This window comes from Pseudomonas flexibilis (genome assembly GCF_000806415.1).
Taxonomy (GTDB): domain Bacteria; phylum Pseudomonadota; class Gammaproteobacteria; order Pseudomonadales; family Pseudomonadaceae; genus Serpens; species Serpens flexibilis.
In genome coordinates, this window is the sequence record NZ_JTAK01000003.1 from 109722 (window position 1) to 132108 (window position 22387).

At 66.6% G+C, this 22387-nt stretch carries 21 protein-coding genes; 17 read left to right on the forward strand and 4 right to left on the reverse strand.

Annotated elements, in window-relative coordinates:
* Positions 1 to 13: 13 nt before the first annotated feature.
* On the forward strand, positions 14 to 1180 hold the full coding sequence (locus PT85_RS08505; protein ID WP_039606441.1) for a zinc-dependent alcohol dehydrogenase: 1167 nt from the start codon (positions 14 to 16) through the stop codon (positions 1178 to 1180).
* 47 nt (positions 1181 to 1227) lie between these two features.
* Here PT85_RS08505 and nadB read toward each other — a convergent pair whose 3' ends face one another.
* Complete coding sequence (gene nadB / locus PT85_RS08510) at positions 1228 to 2826, reverse strand: L-aspartate oxidase (RefSeq protein WP_027589474.1); 1599 nt, start codon at positions 2824 to 2826, stop codon at positions 1228 to 1230.
* 343 nt (positions 2827 to 3169) lie between these two features.
* Here nadB and rpoE point away from each other — a divergent pair, with 343 nt between their 5' ends.
* The 12 genes from rpoE to pdxJ all read left to right on the forward strand — a co-directional run bounded on the left by rpoE (position 3170) and on the right by pdxJ (position 13490).
* The gene (gene rpoE / locus PT85_RS08515; RefSeq protein ID WP_027589473.1) at positions 3170 to 3754 is read left to right on the forward strand and encodes an RNA polymerase sigma factor RpoE; all 585 of its coding nucleotides are present in this window, start codon (positions 3170 to 3172) and stop codon (positions 3752 to 3754) included.
* 32 nt (positions 3755 to 3786) lie between these two features.
* The gene (locus PT85_RS08520; protein ID WP_027589472.1) at positions 3787 to 4386 is read left to right on the forward strand and encodes a sigma-E factor negative regulatory protein; all 600 of its coding nucleotides are present in this window, start codon (positions 3787 to 3789) and stop codon (positions 4384 to 4386) included.
* An 11-nt stretch (positions 4387 to 4397) separates the two neighbouring features.
* Complete coding sequence (locus PT85_RS08525; protein ID WP_037008502.1) at positions 4398 to 5333, forward strand: MucB/RseB C-terminal domain-containing protein; 936 nt, start codon at positions 4398 to 4400, stop codon at positions 5331 to 5333.
* The gene (locus tag PT85_RS08530; protein WP_051587332.1) at positions 5330 to 5806 is read left to right on the forward strand and encodes a SoxR reducing system RseC family protein; all 477 of its coding nucleotides are present in this window, start codon (positions 5330 to 5332) and stop codon (positions 5804 to 5806) included. The genes PT85_RS08525 and PT85_RS08530 overlap by 4 nt, the downstream gene beginning before the upstream one ends.
* Before the next feature lie 27 nt (positions 5807 to 5833).
* Entirely contained in the window at positions 5834 to 7228 is a 1395-nt protein-coding gene (locus PT85_RS08535; RefSeq protein WP_027589470.1) for a DegQ family serine endoprotease, read from the forward strand.
* A gap of 130 nt (positions 7229 to 7358) precedes the next feature.
* Positions 7359 to 9158, forward strand: coding sequence for a translation elongation factor 4 (lepA, locus tag PT85_RS08540; RefSeq protein ID WP_027589469.1), 1800 nt, complete (start codon positions 7359 to 7361; stop codon positions 9156 to 9158).
* 5 nt (positions 9159 to 9163) lie between these two features.
* A complete protein-coding gene (gene lepB / locus PT85_RS08545) occupies positions 9164 to 10021 on the forward strand; it encodes a signal peptidase I (RefSeq protein ID WP_039606442.1) in 858 nt (285 codons plus the stop codon).
* 78 nt (positions 10022 to 10099) lie between these two features.
* Entirely contained in the window at positions 10100 to 10477 is a 378-nt protein-coding gene (locus PT85_RS08550) for a DUF4845 domain-containing protein (RefSeq protein ID WP_027589467.1), read from the forward strand.
* Positions 10474 to 11163: a ribonuclease III gene (rnc, locus tag PT85_RS08555; protein ID WP_027589466.1), complete on the forward strand. Its 690-nt coding sequence runs from the start codon at positions 10474 to 10476 to the stop codon at positions 11161 to 11163. Before PT85_RS08550 ends, rnc begins: the two co-directional genes overlap by 4 nt.
* Positions 11156 to 12052 carry a GTPase Era gene (gene era, locus PT85_RS08560; RefSeq protein ID WP_039560698.1) on the forward strand — a complete coding sequence of 299 codons (897 nt, stop codon included), beginning with the start codon at positions 11156 to 11158 and terminating at the stop codon, positions 12050 to 12052. Before rnc ends, era begins: the two co-directional genes overlap by 8 nt.
* 6 nt (positions 12053 to 12058) lie before the next feature.
* Entirely contained in the window at positions 12059 to 12763 is a 705-nt protein-coding gene (gene recO, locus PT85_RS08565; RefSeq protein WP_039606443.1) for a DNA repair protein RecO, read from the forward strand.
* Complete coding sequence (gene pdxJ, locus PT85_RS08570) at positions 12756 to 13490, forward strand: pyridoxine 5'-phosphate synthase (protein WP_037008499.1); 735 nt, start codon at positions 12756 to 12758, stop codon at positions 13488 to 13490. The genes recO and pdxJ overlap by 8 nt, the downstream gene beginning before the upstream one ends.
* A gap of 182 nt (positions 13491 to 13672) precedes the next feature.
* Here pdxJ and ung read toward each other — a convergent pair whose 3' ends face one another.
* Entirely contained in the window at positions 13673 to 14374 is a 702-nt protein-coding gene (ung, locus tag PT85_RS08575; protein WP_039606444.1) for a uracil-DNA glycosylase, read from the reverse strand.
* Positions 14375 to 14603: 229 nt separating this feature from the next.
* Between ung and PT85_RS08580 the strand changes: the two genes are divergently transcribed.
* The 4 genes from PT85_RS08580 (at position 14604) to mmsB (ending at position 18870) form a co-directional block, all read left to right on the forward strand.
* Positions 14604 to 15851: an ABC transporter substrate-binding protein gene (locus tag PT85_RS08580; protein WP_039606445.1), complete on the forward strand. Its 1248-nt coding sequence runs from the start codon at positions 14604 to 14606 to the stop codon at positions 15849 to 15851.
* 170 nt (positions 15852 to 16021) lie between these two features.
* Positions 16022 to 16840: an enoyl-CoA hydratase gene (locus PT85_RS08585; protein WP_027589460.1), complete on the forward strand. Its 819-nt coding sequence runs from the start codon at positions 16022 to 16024 to the stop codon at positions 16838 to 16840.
* Entirely contained in the window at positions 16837 to 17940 is a 1104-nt protein-coding gene (locus PT85_RS08590) for an enoyl-CoA hydratase/isomerase family protein (RefSeq protein ID WP_039606446.1), read from the forward strand. The genes PT85_RS08585 and PT85_RS08590 overlap by 4 nt, the downstream gene beginning before the upstream one ends.
* A gap of 39 nt (positions 17941 to 17979) precedes the next feature.
* Complete coding sequence (gene mmsB, locus PT85_RS08595) at positions 17980 to 18870, forward strand: 3-hydroxyisobutyrate dehydrogenase (protein WP_039606447.1); 891 nt, start codon at positions 17980 to 17982, stop codon at positions 18868 to 18870.
* A 63-nt stretch (positions 18871 to 18933) separates the two neighbouring features.
* Here the strand turns inward: mmsB and PT85_RS08600 are convergent, their stop codons facing one another.
* Together PT85_RS08600 and PT85_RS08605 are read right to left on the reverse strand one after the other, a co-directional pair.
* Complete coding sequence (locus tag PT85_RS08600; RefSeq protein WP_039606448.1) at positions 18934 to 20247, reverse strand: HlyD family type I secretion periplasmic adaptor subunit; 1314 nt, start codon at positions 20245 to 20247, stop codon at positions 18934 to 18936.
* On the reverse strand, positions 20237 to 22387 hold the full coding sequence (locus tag PT85_RS08605) for a type I secretion system permease/ATPase (RefSeq protein ID WP_052237643.1): 2151 nt from the start codon (positions 22385 to 22387) through the stop codon (positions 20237 to 20239). Before PT85_RS08605 ends, PT85_RS08600 begins: the two co-directional genes overlap by 11 nt.

Here is a 22387-nt window from a genome sequence, read left to right on the forward strand (position 1 = left end):
AGCGGAGAACCCCATGCGTGCACTGACCTACCACGGCGCTCACGACGTCAGAGTCGACACTGTTCCCGACCCGCAGCTGCTGCAGCCCGACGATATCCTGCTGCGTGTCACGGCCACGGCAATCTGCGGCTCCGACCTGCACCTCTACCACGGCAAGATTCCCGAGACCCGCGACGGCGACATCTTTGGACACGAGTTCATGGGCATCGTCGAGGAAGTCGGAACCGGAGTGACGGCGCTCAAGCCCGGCGACCGGGTCATCGTGCCCTTCGTGATCGCCTGCGGCGACTGCTTCTTCTGCCGCCAGGACCTGTTCGCCGCCTGCGAAACCACCAACCCGGGGCGGGGTGCGCTTCTCAACAAAAAGCAAATCCCCCCGGGCGCGGCGCTGTTCGGCTACAGCCATCTGTATGGGGGTATTCCCGGCGGCCAGGCAGAGTTCGTGCGGGTGCCCCAGGCCAACACAGGGCCGTTCAAGGTGCCCACCTCGCTACCCGACGAGCGCGTACTCTTTCTCACCGATATCCTGCCCACCGGCTACCAGGCGGCGGTGAACGCCGGCCTGAAGGCCGGCTCCAGCGTGGCTATCTACGGGGCCGGGCCGGTGGGGCTGATGACTGCGGCCTGCGCGCGCCTGCTCGGCGCCGAGCAGATCTTCATGGTCGACCAATTCGCCCACCGGCTGCAGTTCGCCCAGGAGGCCTATGGCGTCATTCCCATCGATTTCACCCAGGACGACGACCCCGCGGCAACCATCATCGAGCAGACTGCCGGACATCGCGGCGTGGATGCCGCTATCGACGCCGTCGGCTTCGAGGCCAAGGGCAGCACCACGGAAACCGTGCTGGCCACCCTCAAGCTGGAAACCAGCGTCGGCAAGGTGCTGCGCCAGTGCATCGCCGCCGTACGCCGGGGTGGCGTGGTCAGCGTGCCGGGGGTCTATGCCGGCTTCCTGCACGGCTTCCTGTTCGGCGATGCCTTCGACAAGGGGCTGACGTTCAAGATGGGACAGACCCACGTCCAGGCGCTGCTGCCGCAGCTGCTGGAACATATCGAACAGGGTCGACTATCGCCCGAGATCATCATCAGCCACCGCCTGCCCCTGGCAGAGGCCGCCAAGGGATACGAGCTGTTCGACAAACATCAGGACGAATGCCGCAAGGTGATCCTGCTGCCCTAGATGCCGGCAACGGCGGATTGCGCCCGGCCCAGCCGGGCGCAATCGCATCAGGGCGTCAGGATGGTATCGACCGCCTCGGGCAGCAGGTTCGGGTAGTCCAGCGTGTAGTGCAGGCCGCGCGACTCCTTGCGCTCCAGCGCCGAGCGGATCATCAGGTCGGCCACCAGCGCCAGGTTGCGCAGCTCGATCAGGTCGCGGGTGACCTTGTAGTTCGAGTAGAACTCGTCGATCTCGGCGAGCAGCAGCCGGACCCGGTGCTGGGCACGCAGCAGGCGCTTGGTGGTGCGCACGATGCCCACGTAGTCCCACATGAAGCGCCGCAGCTCGTCCCAGTTGTGGGCGATGATCACATCCTCGTCGGAGTCGGTGACCTGGCTGGCGTCCCAGCTGGGCAGCGCCTGCGGCAGCTCGGTGTCGTCCAGCTTGGCAAGCATGTCCTGCGCCGCCGAGCGGGCATACACGAAGCACTCCAGCAGCGAGTTGCTGGCCATGCGGTTGGCGCCGTGCAAACCCGTGAAGCTGGACTCGCCGATGGCGTAGAGGTCCGGCACGTCGGTCAGGCCATGCTGGTCCACCAGCACGCCGCCGCAGGTGTAGTGCGCCGCCGGCACCACCGGGATGGGCTGGCGGGTAATGTCGATGCCGAAGTCCAGGCAGCGCTCGTAGACGGTGGGGAAGTGCTCCTTGATGAACGCCGCCGGCTTATGGCTGATGTCCAGGTACACGCAATCGATGCCCAGGCGCTTCATCTCGTGGTCGATGGCCCGGGCAACCACATCGCGCGGCGCCAGCTCGGCGCGCGCATCGAAACGCGGCATGAAGCGCTCGCCACTGGGCAGCTTGAGCAGCGCGCCCTCGCCACGCAGCGCCTCGGTGATCAGGAAGTTCTTGGCCTGCGGGTGATACAGGCAGGTTGGATGGAACTGGTTGAACTCCAGGTTGCCCACCCGGCAACCGGCGCGCCAGGCCATGGCGATGCCATCGCCGGTGTTGCCGTCCGGGTTACTGGTGTACAGGTAGACCTTGGCGGCACCGCCGCAGGCCAGCACCACGAAACGCGCCGCGAAGGTGTCCACCTCGCCGGTCGCCCGGTTCAGCACGTAGGCACCCAGGCAACGCCGGCCCGGACGGCCCAGCTTGTGTTCGGTGATCAGGTCGACCGCCACACGCTCGTCCAGCAGCTCGATGTTCGGCCGCTGGCGGGCCTTGTCCAGCAGGGTATTGAAGATGGCGGCGCCCGTGGCATCGGCGGCATGGATGATACGCCGGTGGCTGTGCCCACCCTCGCGGGTCAGGTGGTAGGCGAAGCCGCCTTCGTCGTCGCCGGTGTCTTCCCGCGTGAAGGGCACACCCTGGGCGATCAGCCATTCGATGGCGGCCCGGCTTTGCTCGACGGTAAAGCGCACCGCGTCCGCGCGGCACAGCCCGGCGCCGGCAATCAGGGTGTCCTCGACATGTGATTCCACGGTGTCGGTATCGTCCAGCACGGCAGCCACGCCGCCCTGGGCATGGGGCGTAGAGCCATTGTCCAGCTGCCCCTTGCTGAGCACCGCGATGCGCAGGTTGCCCGGCAGGGTAAGGGCCAGGGTGAGGCCGGCGGCGCCGCTGCCGATGATCAGTACGTCGTGCCCGAAATGCTGGCTCATGAAGTGAATCCCGCGAAATAACCGCGTCTAGTATATCGGGGGCTCGGTCGACACAATAGCGACCGCGAGAGGGGAGGATGAACAGCGTGCGGAACTTTTTTCAGGATCGGTTTTCCATAGCAGGATTGCTTCGCATGCCCTGCTCAGGCAAGGCGTGCCATGGCACCTGCAACCGGATGCCTGAACATCAACAACGACAGGCAGTGCGCCTGATGTATGGCAAGCACCGCCTCGGCATTCTGCTTGCCTGTACGGGGGAGAACTTTTTGCATAACGCCTGGGTCTATCGAGGTAAGCCAGACCGGCAGCCAGTGCGGCGGGAAAGATGCGGAGAGGAATTCGCATGCTGACCCAGGAACAGGACCAGCAACTGGTCGAGCGCGTCCAGCGGGGAGATCGCCGGGCCTTCGACCTTCTGGTGATGAAGTATCAGCACAAGATCCTCGGGCTGATCGTGCGCTTTGTTCATGACACGCATGAAGCTCAGGACGTGGCCCAGGAAGCATTCATCAAGGCCTATCGCGCCTTGGGCAACTTCCGGGGTGAAAGCGCCTTCTACACCTGGCTGTACCGCATTGCCATCAACACGGCCAAGAACCATCTGGTCGCCAGAGGCCGGCGCCCGCCGGACAACGATGTCAGCGCCGAGGATGCCGAGTTCTACGATGGCGACCATGCCCTCAAGGACATCGAGTCACCCGAACGCGCGATGTTGCGGGACGAAATCGAGGCAACGGTGCATCGCACCATCCAGCAGTTGCCGGAGGATCTGCGCACGGCCCTGACCTTGCGCGAGTTCGACGGGCTGAGTTATGAGGACATTGCCAGCGTCATGCAGTGTCCGGTGGGAACCGTGCGCTCACGCATCTTCCGGGCGCGTGAGGTCATAGACAAGGCGTTGCAACCCCTGTTGCACGAGCAAACCTGAGACGGTGGGCGATGAGCCAAGAGAGGAAAGACATGAATCGTGAATCCCTGCGGGAAACGCTGTCCGCGGTGATGGATAACGAGGCGGACGAACTGGAGTTGCGCCGCGTGCTCGCCGCAGGCGGCGAGCCGGAGTTGCAGGCCACCTGGTCGCGCTACCAGATCGCCCGGGCAGCCATGCACGGCGAGTACTTCGCGCCCGGCCTGAACATCGCCGCAGGCGTTAGCGCCGCATTGGCCGAGGAACCGGCGCCGTCCCGCTCCGGCGTGGGCGCACCGCTGTGGCGCGGCATCGGTCGTGTGGCAATCGCCGCCTCCGTCACCGTGGCCGTGCTCGCCGGGGTGCGCTTCTACAACCAGGACGCCCTGGATGGCGCTCAGATGGCCCAGCAAAGCGCCCAGCCCGCTGCGACGGCCAGCAGTGCAGCCCCCATGGCGCAGGGACCTGCGGTACTCGCCAGCTACAACCCCTCCGGGGAGGCTACCCTCGCCGTGCCGGTTGACCATGAAGCCCAGCTGACCGCCGAAGACCAGCGCCTGCTGGACTATGTACGCCAGCATGCCCGCCAGGCCGGCAGTGGCGCTGAAAGCACCCTGCCCCATGCACGGGCCGCCAGTCTGGAAAATCGCTGACAGGGAGTCGCATGCGCTTTATTCCATGCTTGTTGGCCGGTGCGCTGCTGAGCCCGCTGGCCCAGGGTGCGGAGAGCCAGAACTGGCTGCTGCGCCTGCAGGAGGCCGAACAGCGCCAGGAGTTCCAGGGCGTCTTCGTCTACGAACGCAATGGCAGCTTCTCCAGCCATGAAATCCACCGTCAGGTGCGTGAGGGCCAGGTGCGCGAGCACATCCAGCAGCTGGATGGCGTGTTCCATGAGAGTCTGCGTACCAATGGTCAGCTGGAATGCATGACCGGCCCGCGCTACGAGCAGATCATGGAAAACCAGGCCGATGGGCTGCGCCGCGTGCAACCGCGCACCTTGGCCCAGTGGTACGACATCCGCACGGCCGGCCAGTCGCGGGTTGCCGGCCGCGAGACCGTGGTGCTGTCGCTGCGACCGCGCGACCAGCACCGCTATGGCTTCGAGCTGTACCTGGACCGGGAAACCGCCCTACCCCTGAAGTCCCTGCTGCTCAACGAGCATGGCCAGCCGCTGGAGCGTTTCCAATACGTCGTTTTCGAACCTGTCGAGCAGCCGAAGCTGCAGGCCGGACAGGCCTGCCGGCCGGTCACGAACCGCGAGGTGCGCTCGCTGGAAGAGCAGGCCTGGCGCTCGGAATGGCTGCCGGCCGGTTTTTCCCTCACGCGCATCGTCGAGCAACGCACCGTGCGCGAAGACGCTCCGGTGGCCTGGCTGGTGTATGGTGACGGCCTGGCGCGCTTCTCCGTATTCCTCGAGCCCTGGCGCGAAGGGTTGAGCATCGACCAGCGCAGCCAGCTGGGGCCCACCGCCGCCGTATCGCGGCGCCTGGCCACTGACCAGGGCGATCTGCTGGTCACCGTGATCGGCGAAATTCCGCTGGGCACGGCCGAGCGGGTCGCCCTGTCGATTCGTTCTGGCTCGGGAGTCATGTTGCAGTGATCGAACAGGAAGGTCGCGTCGTCGCTGTGGAAGCCGACGCCGTCTGGGTGGAAACCCTGCGTCGAGGCACCTGTGCCAGCTGTTCGGCGCGCGCCGGATGCGGCCAGGGCCTGATGAACAGCCTTGGGGTCGGCGAGCGGCGCGGCCATGTTCGGGCACTGACCGACCTTCATCTGCGCGTCGGCGACACGGTCGCCATTGGCGTGCAGGAAGAAGTGCTGCTCAGCGGCTCCATTCAGGTTTATCTACTGCCCCTGCTGGGGCTGTTTGCCATGGCGCTGCTGGCCGATCGCCTGGGGGCTGCAGAGCCCTGGGTGATCCTCTCCGGACTGGCGGGCCTGTTTGGCACCTGGATCTACATTCGCCGGCGCAGCCTGCGCACGGCGGATGATCCGGCGCTGCAGCCGGTCGTGCTGCGCGCCTGTCCGACCACTCACCGGCCGGACTTTGTAGCTCTTGGCAAAGGGGAGTAAATCTTGAAAGCACATCTACGGACTTATGTGAGCACCCTGCTGGTCGTGCTACTGGGCAGTCACGCCCTGGCGGCCCAGGCCCAACTGCCGGACTTCACCGAACTGGTGGAGGAAGCGTCGCCGGCCGTGGTCAATATCAGCACCCGTCAGAAAATGCCGGCGCGCGGCCAGTCGCAACTGATGATTCCCGACCTGGAAGGCCTGCCGCCGCTGTTTCGCGAGTTCTTCGAGCGCAACCTGCCGCAGGTGCCGCGCAACGGCAGGCAGCCCGAGGCCCAGTCGCTGGGCTCAGGCTTCATCATTTCCGACGACGGCTACGTGCTGACCAACAACCATGTGGTCGCCGACGCGGACGAGATTCTCGTGCGCATGTCCGACCGCAGCGAACTGGAAGCCAAGCTGGTGGGCGCCGATCCGCGCAGCGACGTGGCGCTGCTGAAGATCGAAGGCAAGAACCTGCCCACCGTGAAGCTCGGCAAGTCCGAAAACCTCAAGGTGGGTGAATGGGTTCTGGCCATCGGCTCGCCGTTCGGCTTCGACTACTCGGTGACCGCCGGCATCGTCAGCGCCAAGGGCCGCAGCCTGCCCAACGAAAGCTATGTGCCGTTCATCCAGACTGACGTGGCCATCAACCCCGGCAACTCCGGCGGCCCGCTGTTCAACCTGGATGGCGAAGTGGTGGGCATCAACTCGCAGATCTTCACCCGCTCCGGCGGCTTCATGGGGCTGTCGTTCGCGATCCCGATCACCGTGGCCCTCGACGTGGCCAACCAGCTCAAGGAAACCGGCAAGGTCAGCCGCGGCTGGCTGGGCGTGGTGATCCAGGAAGTGAACAAGGACCTGGCCGAATCATTCGGACTCGACCGTCCCGCCGGTGCCCTGGTAGCTCAGGTGCTGGAAGATGGCCCAGCGGCCAAGGGCGGCCTGCGCGTCGGCGATGTGATCCTCAGCCTCGACGGCCATCCCATCGTGATGTCCAGCGACCTCCCGCACCGGGTCGGCATTCTCAAGCCCGGCAGCAAGACGCGCCTGGAGGTGATGCGTGAAGGTCAGCGCCGCACCCTGAACGTGACCATCGGCGCCCTGCCCGAAGAGGGCGAGCCCCTGGCCATGCCGCGCGGCAACAACGGTGCGGAACGCAGCAGCAACCGACTGGGCGTGACGGTCATCGAGCTCACCGAGGAACAACGCAAGAGCCTCGACCTGCAGGGCGGCGTGGTCATCAAGGAAGTGCAGGGTGGCCCGGCAGTGGCCATCGGCCTGCGCCCCGGCGATGTCATCACCCACCTGAACAACCAGGCCATCAAGTCGTCCCAGCACTTCGCGCAGGTCGCCAAGGACCTGCCGAAGAACCGCTCGGTGTCGATGCGTGTGCTACGCCAGGGCCGCGCCAGCTTCATTACCTTCAAGCTGGCCGAATGACCCCCTCGGGAGGAAGGGCCCGCGCCCTTCCTCTCCCCCCCCAGCGGACGTGACGCCCTTTGCGGGCTTCAGGTAGAATCTCCGACTATTTTTCGGCGGGAGGTTCCCGCGGCCCATCGAGTAACGTCCCGTGAGCGACCTGAGCCATATCCGCAATTTCTCCATCATTGCCCACATCGACCACGGCAAGTCCACCCTCGCTGACCGCTTCATCCAGATCTGTGGCGGCCTGAGCGACCGGGAAATGGAAGCCCAGGTACTGGACTCCATGGACCTGGAGCGCGAGCGGGGCATCACCATCAAGGCCCACAGCGTGACCCTGTACTACAAGGCACGCAGCGGGCAAACCTACCAGCTGAACTTCATCGACACCCCCGGCCACGTGGACTTCACCTACGAAGTCAGCCGCTCGCTGGCGGCCTGCGAAGGCGCCATCCTGGTGGTGGATGCCGGCCAGGGCGTCGAAGCCCAATCCGTGGCCAACTGCTACACCGCCATCGAGCAGGGCCTGGAAGTGATGCCGGTGCTGAACAAGATGGACCTGCCCCAGGCCGACCCGGACAAGGTGAAGGAAGAGATCGAGCAGATCATCGGCATCGATGCCACCGACGCCGTGCCCTGCAGCGCCAAGAGCGGCATGGGCGTGGAGGATGTGCTGGAGCGCCTGATCACCGTGGTGCCGCCGCCGGTAGGCGAGATCGAAGCCCCGCTGCAGGCGCTGATCATCGACTCCTGGTTCGACAACTACCTGGGCGTGGTCTCGCTGGTGCGCGTCAAGCACGGCCGCGTGAAGAAAGGCGACAAGATCCTGGTCAAGTCCACCGGCAAGCTGCACCAGGTGGACAGCGTCGGCGTGTTCAACCCCAAGCACACCGAAACCGCGGACCTCAAGGCCGGCGAAGTGGGCTTCGTGATCGCCGGCATCAAGGACATCCAGGGCGCGCCGGTGGGCGACACCCTGACCCTCTCCACCACGCCGGATGTGGAGATGCTGCCGGGCTTCCAGCGCATCAAGCCGCAGGTGTACGCCGGCCTGTTCCCCGTCAGCTCCGATGACTTCGAGGATTTCCGCGACGCGCTGGAGAAGCTGACCCTGAACGACGCCGCCCTGCAGTACGAACCGGAAAGCTCCGACGCCCTGGGCTTCGGCTTCCGTATCGGCTTCCTCGGCATGCTGCACATGGAGATCATCCAGGAGCGCCTGGAGCGCGAATACGACCTGGACCTGATCACCACCGCGCCGACCGTGGTCTACGAGGTCGTGCTCAAGAACGGCGACACCGTCTACGTGGACAACCCGTCCAAGCTGCCGGACCTGGCCAACATCCAGGAAATGCGCGAGCCCATCGTGCGCGCCACCATCCTGGTGCCGCAGGAACACCTGGGCAACGTCATCACCCTGTGCATCGAGAAGCGCGGCGTGCAGCGCGACATGCAGTTCCTCAGCAGCCAGGTGCAGGTGGTTTATGACCTGCCGATGAACGAAGTGGTGCTGGATTTCTTCGACCGCCTGAAATCGGTGAGCCGCGGCTACGCCTCGCTGGACTATAGTTTCGACCGCTTCCAGGCCGCCAACCTGGTGCGCCTCGACGTGCTGATCAACGGCGAGAAGGTCGATGCCCTGGCGCTGATCGTTCACCGCGACCGCTCCCATCAGAAGGGCCGCTCGCTGACCGAAAAGATGAAGGAACTGATCCCGCGCCAGATGTTCGACGTGGCGATCCAGGCAGCCATCGGCGGGCAGATCGTGGCGCGTACCACGGTCAAGGCGCTGCGCAAGAACGTACTTGCCAAGTGCTACGGCGGCGACGTGAGCCGCAAGCGCAAACTGCTGGAAAAGCAGAAGGCCGGTAAAAAACGGATGAAGCAGGTCGGCAGCGTGGAAATCCCGCAGGAAGCCTTCCTTGCTGTGCTCAAGGTGGATAGCTGAGTTCTATGTCGATCAATTTCCCGCTGTTGCTGGTTCTCGCCGTCCTGATCTGCGGCGCATTGGCCCTGTTCGACCTGCTGGTCCTGGCCCCGCGGCGGCGGGCGGCGATTGCCGCCTACCAGGGCCAGGTTAACGGCGCAGCCGATGACAAGGTGCTGGAGAAGCTGAACAAGGAACCCCTGCTCGTCGAGTACGGCAAGTCCTTCTTCCCGGTGCTGGCCATCGTGCTGGTGCTGCGCTCCTTCCTGGTCGAACCCTTCCAGATCCCCTCCGGGTCGATGAAGCCGACCCTGGAAGTGGGCGATTTCATCCTGGTCAACAAGTTCGCCTACGGCATTCGCCTGCCGGTACTCGATACCAAGATCGTCGAGGTGGGTGATCCGCAGCGCGGCGATGTCATGGTGTTCCGCTACCCCAGCGATCCGAACATCAACTACATCAAGCGCGTGGTCGGCCTGCCCGGCGACACGGTGCGCTACACCAGCGACAAGCGCCTGGTGATCAATGGTCAGCCTGTGGCGGAATCCTTCCTGCGGCAGGAGCCCGGCTCGCTGGGCAGCGCTGCACTGTATGAGGAAAAGCTCGGCGCGGTGGAACACCTGATCCGCAAGGAGATGCGCCGCTACCGCATCGAGCCCAGCCGCGAGTGGGTGGTACCGGAAGGCTACTACTTCATGGTTGGCGACAACCGCGACAACTCGAACGACAGCCGTTACTGGGACGATCCGGCGATCGATCCCGAGCTGCGCGGCATGGTGGCCGACCGCAATATCGTCGGCAAGGCGTTCGCGGTGTGGATGAGCTGGCCGGAACCCAAGGGCAGCAACCTGCCGAACTTTACCCGGGTAGGTCTGATCCACTGATTTGTGCGGCGTCAGGCAATATGCCGGCGGCGGCTTTTATAGGCTTGGCAGCCTCTGAATCCGCATCCGAGGTTGATCATGACGTTCCCGCACACCCAGAAAGGCCTGTCGTTGCTGGGCTGGCTGATGGCATTGGCGGTGGTGGCCTTCTTCGCCAGCACCGCCTTCAGGGTCATCCCCCACTACCTCGACTACCTGTCGCTGGAGAAGATCATCGCCTCGGTCGAAACCGACAAGGCGGCCGATATCCGCAGCGTTGGCGATTTCTACACCCATGTCGGCAAGGGCATGCAGGTCAACAGCATTCGTGACCTGGACCTGCGCAAGGCCTTGACGGTGAAAGTGGAAAACCAGTATTTCCACGCACGACTGCAGTACGAAAAGCGTGAACCCCTGATCAAGAATCTCGATCTGGTGGTTCGTTTCGATAAAGAATTCCGCGTAAGAGTCCAGTGAACCCCCCACTCAACCGCCTTGAGCGCCAGCTCGGATACACCTTCCAGAACCAGGAGCTGATGCTCCTGGCCCTCACCCATCGCAGCTTTGCCGGGCGCAACAACGAACGCCTGGAATTCCTCGGCGATGCCATCCTCAACTTCGTGGCCGGCGAAGCGCTGTTCGAGCGCTTCCCGCAGGCCCGCGAAGGCCAGCTGTCGCGTTTGCGCGCCCGCCTGGTCAAGGGCGAGACGCTGGCCGTGCTGGCCCGCGGCTTCAGCCTGGGCGATTACCTGCGCCTGGGTTCGGGGGAACTGAAGAGCGGCGGCTACCGCCGCGAGTCGATCCTTGCCGACGCGCTGGAAGCCCTGATCGGCGCCATCTACCTGGACAGCGGCATGGAGCAGGCCCGCGAGCGTGTGCTGGCGTGGCTGGCCAACGAGCTGGAAAGCCTGACCCTGGTGGACACCAACAAGGATCCCAAGACCCGCCTGCAGGAATTCCTGCAATCCCGTGGCTGCGAGCTGCCGCAGTACGAGGTGGTGGACATCCAGGGCGATCCGCATTGCCGCACCTTCTACGTGGAATGCCGGGTCAGCCTGCTCAATGAAAAGACCTGCGGCCAGGGCGCCAGCCGCCGCATCGCCGAACAGGTATCCGCCGCGGCCGCCCTGGTGGCCCTGGGCGTGGAGAACACACATGAATGACATCAGCCGCTGCGGCTACGTGGCCATCGTCGGCCGCCCGAACGTGGGCAAGTCCACGCTGCTCAACCATATCCTCGGCCAGAAGCTGGCCATCACCTCGCGCAAGCCGCAGACCACCCGGCACAACATGCTGGGCATCAAGACCGAAGGCGCGGTGCAGGCCATCTACGTGGACACCCCCGGCCTGCACAAGAACAACGAGAAGGCCCTCAACCGCTACATGAACCGCAGCGCCAGCAGCGCCCTGCGCGATGTCGACGTGGTGGTGTTCGTGGTCGACCGGACCCGCTGGACCGACGAGGACGAGCTGGTACTGGAGAAGATCCGCGGCGTGAAGTGCCCGCTGATCGTCGCGGTCAACAAGGCCGACCAGCTGGAAGACAAGGCCGAGCTGCTGCCGCACCTGCAGTGGCTGGCCGAGCAGTTGCCCAACGCCGAGATCGTGCCGATCTCCGCGCTGCATGCCCAGAACCTCGACACCCTGGAAAACCTGGTCAACGAGCGCCTGCCGGAGAACGAGCACTTCTTCCCGGAAGACCAGATCACCGACCGCTCCAGTCGCTTCCTGGCCGCCGAACTGGTGCGCGAGAAGATCATGCGCCAGCTGGGTGCCGAACTGCCCTACCAGATCACCGTGGAGGTCGAGGAGTTCAAGCAGGAGGGTCGCATCCTGCATATCCACGCACTGATCCTGGTGGAGCGCGAAGGCCAGAAGAAGATCCTCATCGGCGACAAGGGCGAGCGCATCAAGCGCATCGGCCAAGACGCCCGCCGCGACATGGAAACCCTGTTCGACTCCAAGGTGATGCTCAACCTGTGGGTCAAGGTGAAGGGCGGCTGGTCCGACGACGAACGCGCCCTGCGCTCGCTCGGCTACCTCGACCTGTAGATCCCCATGAGCCAGGCCGGCGCGCCGCAGTCGGCGTTCGTGCTGCACAGCCGCCCCTACAAGGAAACCAGCGCGCTGGTGGACCTGTTCACCCCCGAGGGGCGCCTGCGCGCGGTGCTGCGCAGCGCGCGCGGCAAGTCCGGCAGCCAGGCCCGGCCGTTCCTGCCGCTGGAGATAGAGCTGCGCGGCAAGGGCGAGCTGAAGACCGTCGCCCGCCTGGAGCCCAACGGCATCCCGAATCTGCTGCATGGCGACGTGCTGTTCAGCGGCCTGTACCTCAACGAACTGCTGATCCGCCTGCTGCCGGCCCACGACCCGCATCCGGCGCTGTTCGAGCACTACGCGCTGACCCTGCAGGCGCTGGCCACCGGGCGCCCGCTGCAGCCCTTGCTGCGCACCTTTGAATGGCGACTGCTCGACGAGCTGGGCTACGGCTTCGCCCTTGACCATGATGTCCAGGGCCAGCCGCTGGTGGCGGAAGTCTGGTACCGCCTGTTGCCCGAGTCCGGCCTGGAAGCGGTCGATCACCTGCAACCCGGGCTGTTCCTGGGCCGCGATCTGCGCGCCCTGGCCGACGCCGACTGGGAACAGCCCACTACCCTTGCCACCGCCAAGCGCCTGATGCGTCAGGCGCTGGCCCCCCACCTGGGCGGCCGACCCCTGGTCAGCCGCGAGCTGTTCATGAATCTCAAGGAGCCACCCCGTGCCTGATCCCATTCTGCTGGGCGTCAACATCGACCACGTCGCCACCCTGCGCCAGGCGCGCGGCACCCGCTATCCCGACCCGGTGAAGGCCGCACTGGATGCCGAGGAAGCCGGCGCCGACGGCATCACCGTGCACCTGCGCGAAGACCGCCGGCATATCCAGGAGCGCGACGTGCTGCTGCTCAAGGAGTGCCTGCAGACGCGCATGAACTTCGAGATGGGCGTCACCGAGGCGATGCTGGCCTTCGCCGAGCGGGTGCGCCCGGAGCATGTCTGCCTGGTGCCGGAGACCCGCCAGGAGCTGACCACCGAGGGCGGCCTGGACGTGGCCGGCCAGGAAGAACGCATCCGCGCCGCCGTACAGCGCCTGAGCGCGCTGGGCTGCGAGGTGTCGCTGTTCATCGACGCCGAGGAAAGTCAGATCCGCGCCGCACGCCGCGTCGGTGCCCCGACCGTCGAACTGCACACCGGTCGTTACGCCGATGCCCCCGATGCCGCGACCCAGGCCCGGGAGCTTGAACGCATCCGGGAAGGCGTGCGCCTGGGCCGCGCCGAGGGGCTGATCGTCAACGCCGGGCACGGCCTGCACTACCACAACGTCGAGGCGGTGGCCGCCATCGACGGCATCCACGAACTGAACATCGGCCACGCCATCGTCGCCCACGCGCTGTTCGTCGGCTTCAAGGACGCGGTGAAGGAGATGAAGCAGCTGATCCGCGCAGCGCGCGGCTGATCGCCGCCGAATCGTGACGTAGACGTGGGGTGGTCAAGGTGTTTTCTTGGCCACCAGCGCGCCGGTACGGCGCGCCTGGCGATGCGTTCGGTGCTCGCGTGAGTATCCGACAGTCGCTGCCCGCCGTGCCGGCGGGACGGTGGCCAATGCCAGGCATTGACCACCCTACGCTTCCCGCTGCCCTACCCCTCGGCCAATTCCGGCAGCCGCCAGTCGATCGGCGCCATGTCATGCTGTTCCAGGTAGCGGTTGGCGCGGCTGAAGTGCCCGTTGCCGATGAAGCCGCGATGGGCCGACAGCGGCGACGGGTGCGGCGAGCGCAGGATCAGGTGCTTGGTCGGATCGATCAGCCGTTCCTTGCTCTGCGCGTGGGCGCCCCAGAGCAGGAACACCAGGTGCGGGCGGCGCTCGCTGACCACCTGGATGATGCGATCGGTGAAGCGCTGCCAGCCGGCGTTGGCATGGGAACCCGCCTGGCCGCGCTCGACGGTCAGCGAGGTGTTGAGCAGCAACACGCCCTGCTCGGCCCAGTGCTGCAGGCAGCCGTGGCCGGGAATCGGCAGGTTCAGGTCGCGCTTGAGTTCCTTGAAGATGTTCTGCAGCGACGGCGGCGCCGGCACCCCGGGCTGCACCGAGAAGCACAACCCGTGGGCCTGTCCGGGGCCGTGATAGGGGTCCTGGCCAATGATCACCACCTTCACCTGGTCCAGCGGCGTGGAATCCAGGGCATTGAAGATCAGCGGCCCGGGCGGGTAGATCTCCTTGCCGTTGGCCTTCTCGCTACGCAGAAACTCGCCCAGCTCGCGCATGTAGGGCTGCGCGAACTCCTCGTTCAGCGCCGCCTTCCAGCCGGGCTCCAGCCTGATGCGCTGGTTGTCGCTCATGAATACCCCCCTCGTTCGTCCGGCCGGCACGCTAGAGAAGCCCCCCCGGCAAGTCAAGGCGCACCCGCGGCAATCGGCCCCACTCTGGCCACGCCAGCCCGCGACCTTGCTCGCGACACGTGAGAGCTGTCACACAAAACGCGCACCCTTATAGACCAAAAGCCGATGCCGTCCATCGGCAGGTTTGCGTACAAACGTTCCAATTTCCATACAGATCGAGAGGTTACGCATGAAACGCCTGACTGCCACGCTGGCGCTCTGGGTTGGTCTCGCCACCGGCGTGCAGGCCGCCGATCCCATCACCCTTGGCCTCAACTACCCGCGCAGCGGCAGTTACAAGGAAGAAGGTCTGTCGCAGATGCGCGGCGCCCTGCTGGCCCTGGATGAGATCAATGCCCGCGGCGGCGTGCTGGGCCGGCCGTTGCGGCTGTCCACCCTGGACAGCGCCTCGCAGGTCGACAAGGCCGTGGGTAACGTCGACCAGTTGGCCGCGGAAGGCGCCGCCATGCTGTTCGGCGGGGCGTCCAGTGCCGTGGCGATCGCCGCCGGCAAGCGCGCCCGCGAGCACGGCCTGATCTACTTCGGCACCCTCGGCTACTCCAACGACACTACCGGCAAGGACGGCCATCGCTACCTGTTCCGGGAGAGCAACAACGCCACCATGAGCGCCCGTGCCCTGGGCCAGTACCTGGCCCAGCATCTGCCGAACAAGCGCTACTTCTACGTGACTTCCGATTACACCTGGGGGCTGACCAGCGAGGCGTCGCTGCGCACGGCGACCGGCAGCGAAGACCAGGCCCGCCATCCCAGCGTGCGCCTACCCTTTCCCGGCGCACGCCTGAGCCAATACCGCGATGCCCTGACCCTGGCCGGCAAGAGCGATGCCCAGGTACTGGCCCTGGTGCTTTTCGGCGAGGACCTGGTGCGCGCCATGCGCATCGCTCACGAGACAGGCCTGACCTCGCGCATGCAGGTGGTGGTGCCGAACATCACCGGGCATATGGTCGAACAGGCCGGTCCCTCCATCATGGAAGGCGTGCTCGGCACCACGCCCTGGACCTGGCGGGTACCGGACATGGAGGACAGCGAGCGTGGCCGCGCCTTCGTGAAGGCCTATGTCGAGCGCTACCAGGTCTACCCGACCAGCTCCGCCGCCCACGCCTATGGCATCGTCCACCAGTGGAGCGACGCCGTGGAGCGCGCCCGCAGCCTGAAGAGCGAGGCGGTGATCAAGGCCCTGGAGGGCCACCGCTACCGGCTGCTCAAGGGTGAGCAGGAATGGCGGGCCTTCGACCACCAGAACGTGCAACGCACCTATGTGGTCAAGGTCAAACCGCGCGCCGAGGTGCTCAAGGATCCGCTGCACCAGGACTTCTTCGAGGTCGTCCACCATCTGGACGGCGAACAGGGCGCGCCCAGCCTGAGCGAGTGGCAGGCCGAGCGCCGCGCGGCCGGCCAGCCGGACAAGCTCCTGTAGCTCGCCGGGATGCTCCCGCCGGCTGGCGGGCAACCGCTGCCGATCGACTCTCCGGGCCGCACGGCGACTATGGTTATCTCAACGACTACGCCCCCGGGCGCCGGGCGCACCGGCTGCCCTGCGAGGGGCCATTCGAACCCGCTGTAGACCGGCCCGACCGGAGGACCTGCATGACCCACGCCGTCGAACCCTACCAGTCCATCCCCCTGGAGCTGACCCACAAGCTCACCGTGGAAAAGATCGGCCACACCGCGCTGATCACCATCAGCCACCCGCCCGCCAACACCTGGGACCGCGACTCGCTGATCGGCCTAAAGCTGCTGATCGAGCACCTGAACCGCGACGATGACATCTATGCGCTGGTGATCACCGGCCAGGGCGAGCGCTTCTTCAGCGCCGGCGCCGACCTCAAGCTGTTCGCCGACGGCGACAAGGCCCGAGCGCGGGACATGGCCCGGCTGTTCGGCGAGGCCTTCGAGGCGCTGCGCGATTTCCGCGGCGTGTCCATCGCCGCCATCAACGGCTACGCCATGGGCGGCGGCCTGGAGTGCGCGCTGGCCTGCGACATCCGCATCGCCGAGCGCCAGGCGCAGCTGGCCCTGCCGGAAGCCACGGTGGGCCTGCTGCCCTGCGCCGGGGGCACCCAGGCGCTGCCCTGGCTGGTCGGCGAAGGCTGGGCCAAGCGCATGATCCTGTGCGGCGAACGCATCGATGCGCAGACCGCGCTGCGCATCGGCCTGATCGAGGAACTGGTGGACAGTGGCGAGGCACGCGGCACCGCACTGATGCTGGCCGCACGGGTGGCGCGCCAGAGCCCGGTGGCGGTGCGCACCATCAAGCCGCTGATCCAGGGCGCCCGCGAGCGGGCGCCGAACAGCTGGCTGAGTGCCGAGCGCGAACGCTTCGTCGACCTGTTCGACGCCGACGACACCCGCGAAGGCGTCAACGCCTTCCTGGAAAAGCGCGACCCGCGCTGGCGCAACACATGAACGTGCAATTCGCCGAGCACTCCGGCCTGCACGGCCAGCGTATCGGCGTGGCGACCCTCGCCGCGGAGCAGAGCCTCAACGCGCTCAGCCTGCCGATGATCGAAGTCCTGCACGCGCGCCTGGGCACCTGGGCCGACGACCCGGAGATCGCCTGCGTGGTGCTGCGCGGCGCGGGCGAAAAGGCCTTCTGCGCTGGCGGCGACGTGCGCCAGCTGGTGGAGGCCTGTCGCCAGCACCCGGGAGAGGTACCGCCGTTGGCGGCGCGCTTCTTCGCCGACGAATACCGCCTCGACTATCGGCTGCACACCTACCCCAAGCCATTGCTGTGCTGGGGCCACGGCTACGTGATGGGTGGCGGCATGGGCCTGCTGCAAGGCGCGGCGGTGCGCATCGTCACACCCGGCTCGCGGCTGTCGATGCCGGAAATTTCCATCGGCCTGTACCCGGACGTCGGCGCCGGCTGGTTCCTGCCCCGGCTGCCGGGGCGCTTCGGACTGTTCCTGGCGCTCAGCGGCGCCCAGCTCAACGCCCATGACGCGCTGCAACTGGGCCTGGCCGACCGTGTGCTCCTGGACAGTCAGCAGGATGCCCTGCTGGCCGGCCTGATGCAGCTGAACTGGCAACGCCAGCCGGAGCGCCAGTTGCTCAGCCTGCTCAAGGCACTGGAGCTGGAGGCTATTCCCCGGCTGCCCGAACCCCAATGGCTACCGTTGCGCGCGCGCCTTGATGCACTGCTCGACGTCGCCGACCTGCCCGCCGCCTGGCAGGCGCTGAGCAGCCTGCGCGACGATGCCGATCCGTTGCTCAGCCGCGCCGGCCAGACCCTCAGCGGCGGCTGCCCGCTGACCGCGCACCTGATCTGGGAGCAGCTGCACCGTGCCCGCCACCTGTCGCTGGCCGAGGTGTTCCGCCTGGAATACACGCTGAGCCTGAACTGCTGCCGCCACCCCGAATTTGCCGAAGGGGTGCGCGCCCGCCTGATCGACCGCGACAACCATCCGCAGTGGCACTGGCCGGAGGTGGACCAGGTGCCGGCCAGCGTGGTCGCGGCGCATTTCCAGCCGACATGGGAGGGCGCGCATCCGTTGGCCGATCTATAGGTGCCGAAACCTCAACAGCCCCCGTACGGAGGAGCCGCCATGGCCCGTATCGCCTTTATCGGACTCGGCAACATGGGCCTGCCCATGGCCCGCAACCTGCTCAAGGCCGGTCACACCCTGAGCGGATTCGACCTGGTACAGGCAACGGTGGCTCAACTGGCCAGCGAAGGCGCGCGGGCAGCTACCTCGGCCCGCGATGCCGCCAGCAGTGTGGATGCGGTGATCAGCATGCTGCCAGCCGGGCGCCAGGTGGAGGAGCTGTACCTGGGCGAAGAAGGCCTGCTGGCCGCGCTGCCCGCCGACTGCCTGGTGCTGGAATGTTCGACCATTGCCCCGTCGGCGGCCCGCCGCGTTCACCGGGCCGCCGCCGCCCACGGCGTGGCCATGCTCGACGCACCAGTGTCCGGCGGCACCGCCGGGGCTGCTGCCGGCAGCCTGACCTTCATGATCGGCGGGGCCGCGCAGACCCTGGAAAGGGCTCGGCCGCTGTTCCTAGCCATGGGCCACCACCTGTTTCACGCCGGCGCTGACGGTGCCGGGCAACTGGCCAAGCTGTGCAACAACCTGCTGCTCGCAGTGCAGATGATCGGCACCGCCGAAGCCATGGCGCTGGGCACCCGCTGCGGCCTGGACGCGAGCGTGCTGGCGGAGATCATGCGCCAGAGCTCGGGCGGCAACTGGGTGCTGGAACGCTACAACCCCTGGCCCGGCGTTCACGCCAACAGCCCCGCCTCGCACGGCTACCAGCCGGGCTTCATGGCCGGCCTGATGGCCAAGGACCTGGGCCTCGCCCAGGAAACCGCCCTGCAGGCCGGTTCCGCGATTCCCATGGGCAGCCTGGCGTTGAACCTCTACCGCCTGCTGTTGCAGCAGGGCCTGGGCGGGCAGGATTTCTCGGCGGTGCAGAAGCTGTTCATCGATCAGGCATGAGTCCGGTGGAGGGCGGGTCCAGGCGCGGCGGTGACCGAGAACGACGTGCCCCGGGAATGCTCATCAACGCTCGCGAAACGCCTCGCTGCGCGCACGGATGATCGGCTTGAGCAGGTAGCTGAGAATGCTCTTGCGCCCGGTGACGATATCCACCGAGGCGATCATGCCCGGGATGATCAGCAGAGGTTCCTCCTCGCTGCCCAGGTGGCTGCGTTCGGTACGCAGCTGCACCAGGTAGAAGCTGTTGCCCTCCTCGTCGCTGACGGTGTCCGCGCCAATCTGCACCAGGTGCGCCGGCAGTCCGCCGTACAGGGTGTAGTCGTAGGCGGTAAAGCGCACCATCGCCGCCTGGCCGGGATGCAGGAAGGCGATGTCCTGCGGGCGGATGCGCGCCTCGATCAACAGGTGGTCGTCCAGCGGCACGATTTCCACCAGGTCGCTGCCCGGCTGGATGACGCCGCCGATGGTGTTGACCTGCAGGCGCTTGACGATGCCGCGTACCGGCGAGGTGACCAGCGTGCGCCGCAAGCGGTCTTCCAGACCCCGGCCGGTGGCGGCGAGCTTGTTGAGTTCGGCGCGTGCCTCGTTGAGGCGGCCCAGCGCCTCGTTGCGAAAGCGTGCCCGGGTCTCGTCGACCTTGCGCTCCACCTCGCGGATCGCCGCCTCGGCGCGCGGGATGGCCAGACGGGTGGCCTCCAGCTGTCCACGGGTCTCCAGTTCGGCCCGGCGTAGCCGCAGGACTTCCACCTGCGAAATCGCCCCCTCGGCTACCAGGGGCTCGGACATGCGGATCTCCTCGGCCTGCAGCGCCAGGCTGGCGCTGTATTGCCCGCGGCGGGCCATGTAGTCGCGCAGTTCCTGCTGGCGCTGCTCCAGCTGGGCTTCCAGACCCGCGATCTCCTCGCGCAGTTGGCGCCGGCGCCCGGCGTGCAACGCCAGTTCGCTGCGCGCCAGGATCGGCACCGCCTGTTCGAGTGCGGCGGGAAACACCGGCTCACGGTCCTGCACTTCCGCCTCCAGACGCTCGATGCGCAGCAGCAGGGCATGCCGGTCCGCCTCGGTCTCGCCCATGCTGGAGGCAAAACGGGTGTCGTCGAGCCGCACCAGGGGCGCCCCCGCCTCCACCAGTTGCCCTTCCCGCACGAACAGCTCGGCGACGATGCCACCCTCCAGGTTCTGGATCTTCTGCAGGCGCGACGAGGGAATTGCCTTGCCATCGGCGCGCGTGACCTCATCCACCACCGCGAAGTGCGCCCAGAGCCCGGCAAACACGAAGAAGCCCAGCAGGGACCAGAGGGTCAGCCGCACCATGCGAGGCAGATCCTCGTCCTGCGCCTGGCGCACGTCGGGCATCAGCCCGTAGGCATCAGCCGCCATACAGGCGTCCCTCGCGCAACGCGGCGAGCACCGCCTCGCGCGGCCCATCGGCCAGCAGACGGCCGCGTTCCAGCACCAGCACCCGGTCCACCAGGGCCAGCAGCGAGGTCCGGTGGGTGACCAGCAGCAGCGTCTTGCCCACCAAAGCCGGACGCAGGCGCTGGATCAGGCGCTCCTCGCCGCCGGCATCCATGGCACTGGTCGGCTCGTCGAGCACCAGCAGCGCCGGGTCCAGCAGCAGAGCCCGCGCCAGCGCCACCTGCTGGCGCTGGCCGCCGGACAGCTGCTGTCCGCGCTCGCCCACCGGCATCCCGTAGCCCTGCGGGTGCAACTGGGCGAAGGCCTGTACACCGGCCAGCTCGGCCACCTGCAGGATGCGCTCGTCGCTGACCTGGCGGGCGCCGGCCACCAGGTTGTCGCGCAGCGTGCCGCTGAACAGCTGGATATCCTGGGGCACATAGCCGATCTGCCGGCGCACCTCGGCGATGTCCAACTGGCGGATGTCCAGGCCGTCGAGCAGCAAACCGCCGCTTTCGGCCTCATACAGGCCGACCAGCAGGCGGGCCAGCGAACTCTTTCCCGATCCACTGCGCCCGAGAACCGCGACGCGCTCACCGGGGGCGATGCGCAGGTTGAGATCGCGCAGCGCCGCTTCCGGCTGACCCGGATAGCGAAAACTCAGCTGTCGACACTCGATCTCGCCCTTGAGCCGGTGCGGCTCCAGCGCACGCTCGCCGCCCGGGCGCTCCTGGGGCAGCGCCATCATCTGGTCGACGTTGCGTTTGGTCAGCCGCGCCTGCTGGTAGCGGGTCAGCAATCCGGACAACTGCCCAAGCGGCGCCAGCGCACGGCCATTGAGCATGTAGCAGGCGATCAGGCTGCCCATGCTCAAGCTACCGCCGATGATCAGGTGTACGCCCCAGACAATCAGCACCACGCCGCTCAACTGCTGCACCGCCTGCCCCAGGTGCAGCACCAGGCTGGAGAGCTGGCGGGTGCGCAATTCCAGACGCCCCAGGGTGCCGATGGTCTGTTCCCAATGATGCTGACGCTCGCCCTGAGCGTTGTTGACCTTCAGGGCATCCAGCCCGCCAAGGGTCTCGATCAGCGTCGACTGGCGCTCGGCGGCCAGTGCCATGCTGCGCTCGAGGCTCTTCCTGAGTGGCGCCTGCAGCAGCCAGCCCAGACCCAGTGCCAGCGGGAAGGCCAGCAGCGGCACCCAGACCAGCGGACCGCCCAGCCAGGCGATGGCCAGCAGCACCAGCAGGCAGAACGGCAGGTCGATCAGGCTGGTGAGGGTCAGCGAGGAGAGAAAGTCGCGCAGGCCCTGAAAGTCATGGATGTTCTGCGCGAAACTGCCGACCCGCGCCGGACGCAGGCTCAACGGCATGCCGAGAATGCGTTCGAACAGGGTGGCCGAAACGATCAGATCGGTCTTCTTGCCCGCCAGGTCCAGACTCAGGCCGCGCAGACTCCTGAGCAGCAATTCGAAGCCATAGGCACCGACGATGCCGATGGCCAGCACCCAGAGCGTAGACAGCGCCTGGTTGGGCACCACCCGGTCGTAGACATTCATCACGAACAGGGGCGCGAACAGGCCGATCAGGTTGATCAGCAGGCTGGCGACCACGGCGTCGGCGTATAGCCAGCGCGAGTGCAGCAAGGTATCGCGGAACCAGGCATGGGTGCGCGGAATCAGTGATTCCGGGCGCAAGTCGAAGGCGTGCCGGGGCTGGGCAAAGAACACCCGACCACTGTACCGGACCTCCAGTTCGGCACGATCGATACTGACCTCGCCCCCGGCGCTTTCGCTGGCCAGGATTCGCGCCCGGCACTCACCCAGCTCCAGCAGCACCGCAGTACCGCCATTGTCCAGCAACAGCAGCGCCGGCAGCGCCACGTCCGAGATGCCGCCCAGCGAGCGGTTCAGCCAGCGCCCCTGCAACCCTGCGCGGGCCGCCGCACGGGGTAGCAATTCGGCGGTCAACCGTTGCGCCGGCAACGGCAACCCGCTGAGCAGCTGGCCTCGACTGATCGCCCGGTCCCACAGCTGGCAAAGCAGCAGCAGGCCATCGAGCAGCGGATCGTCCGTTTCGTGCAGCGGCGCACCTACGCCCGCGTGCGCGACCTGTATGCCCAC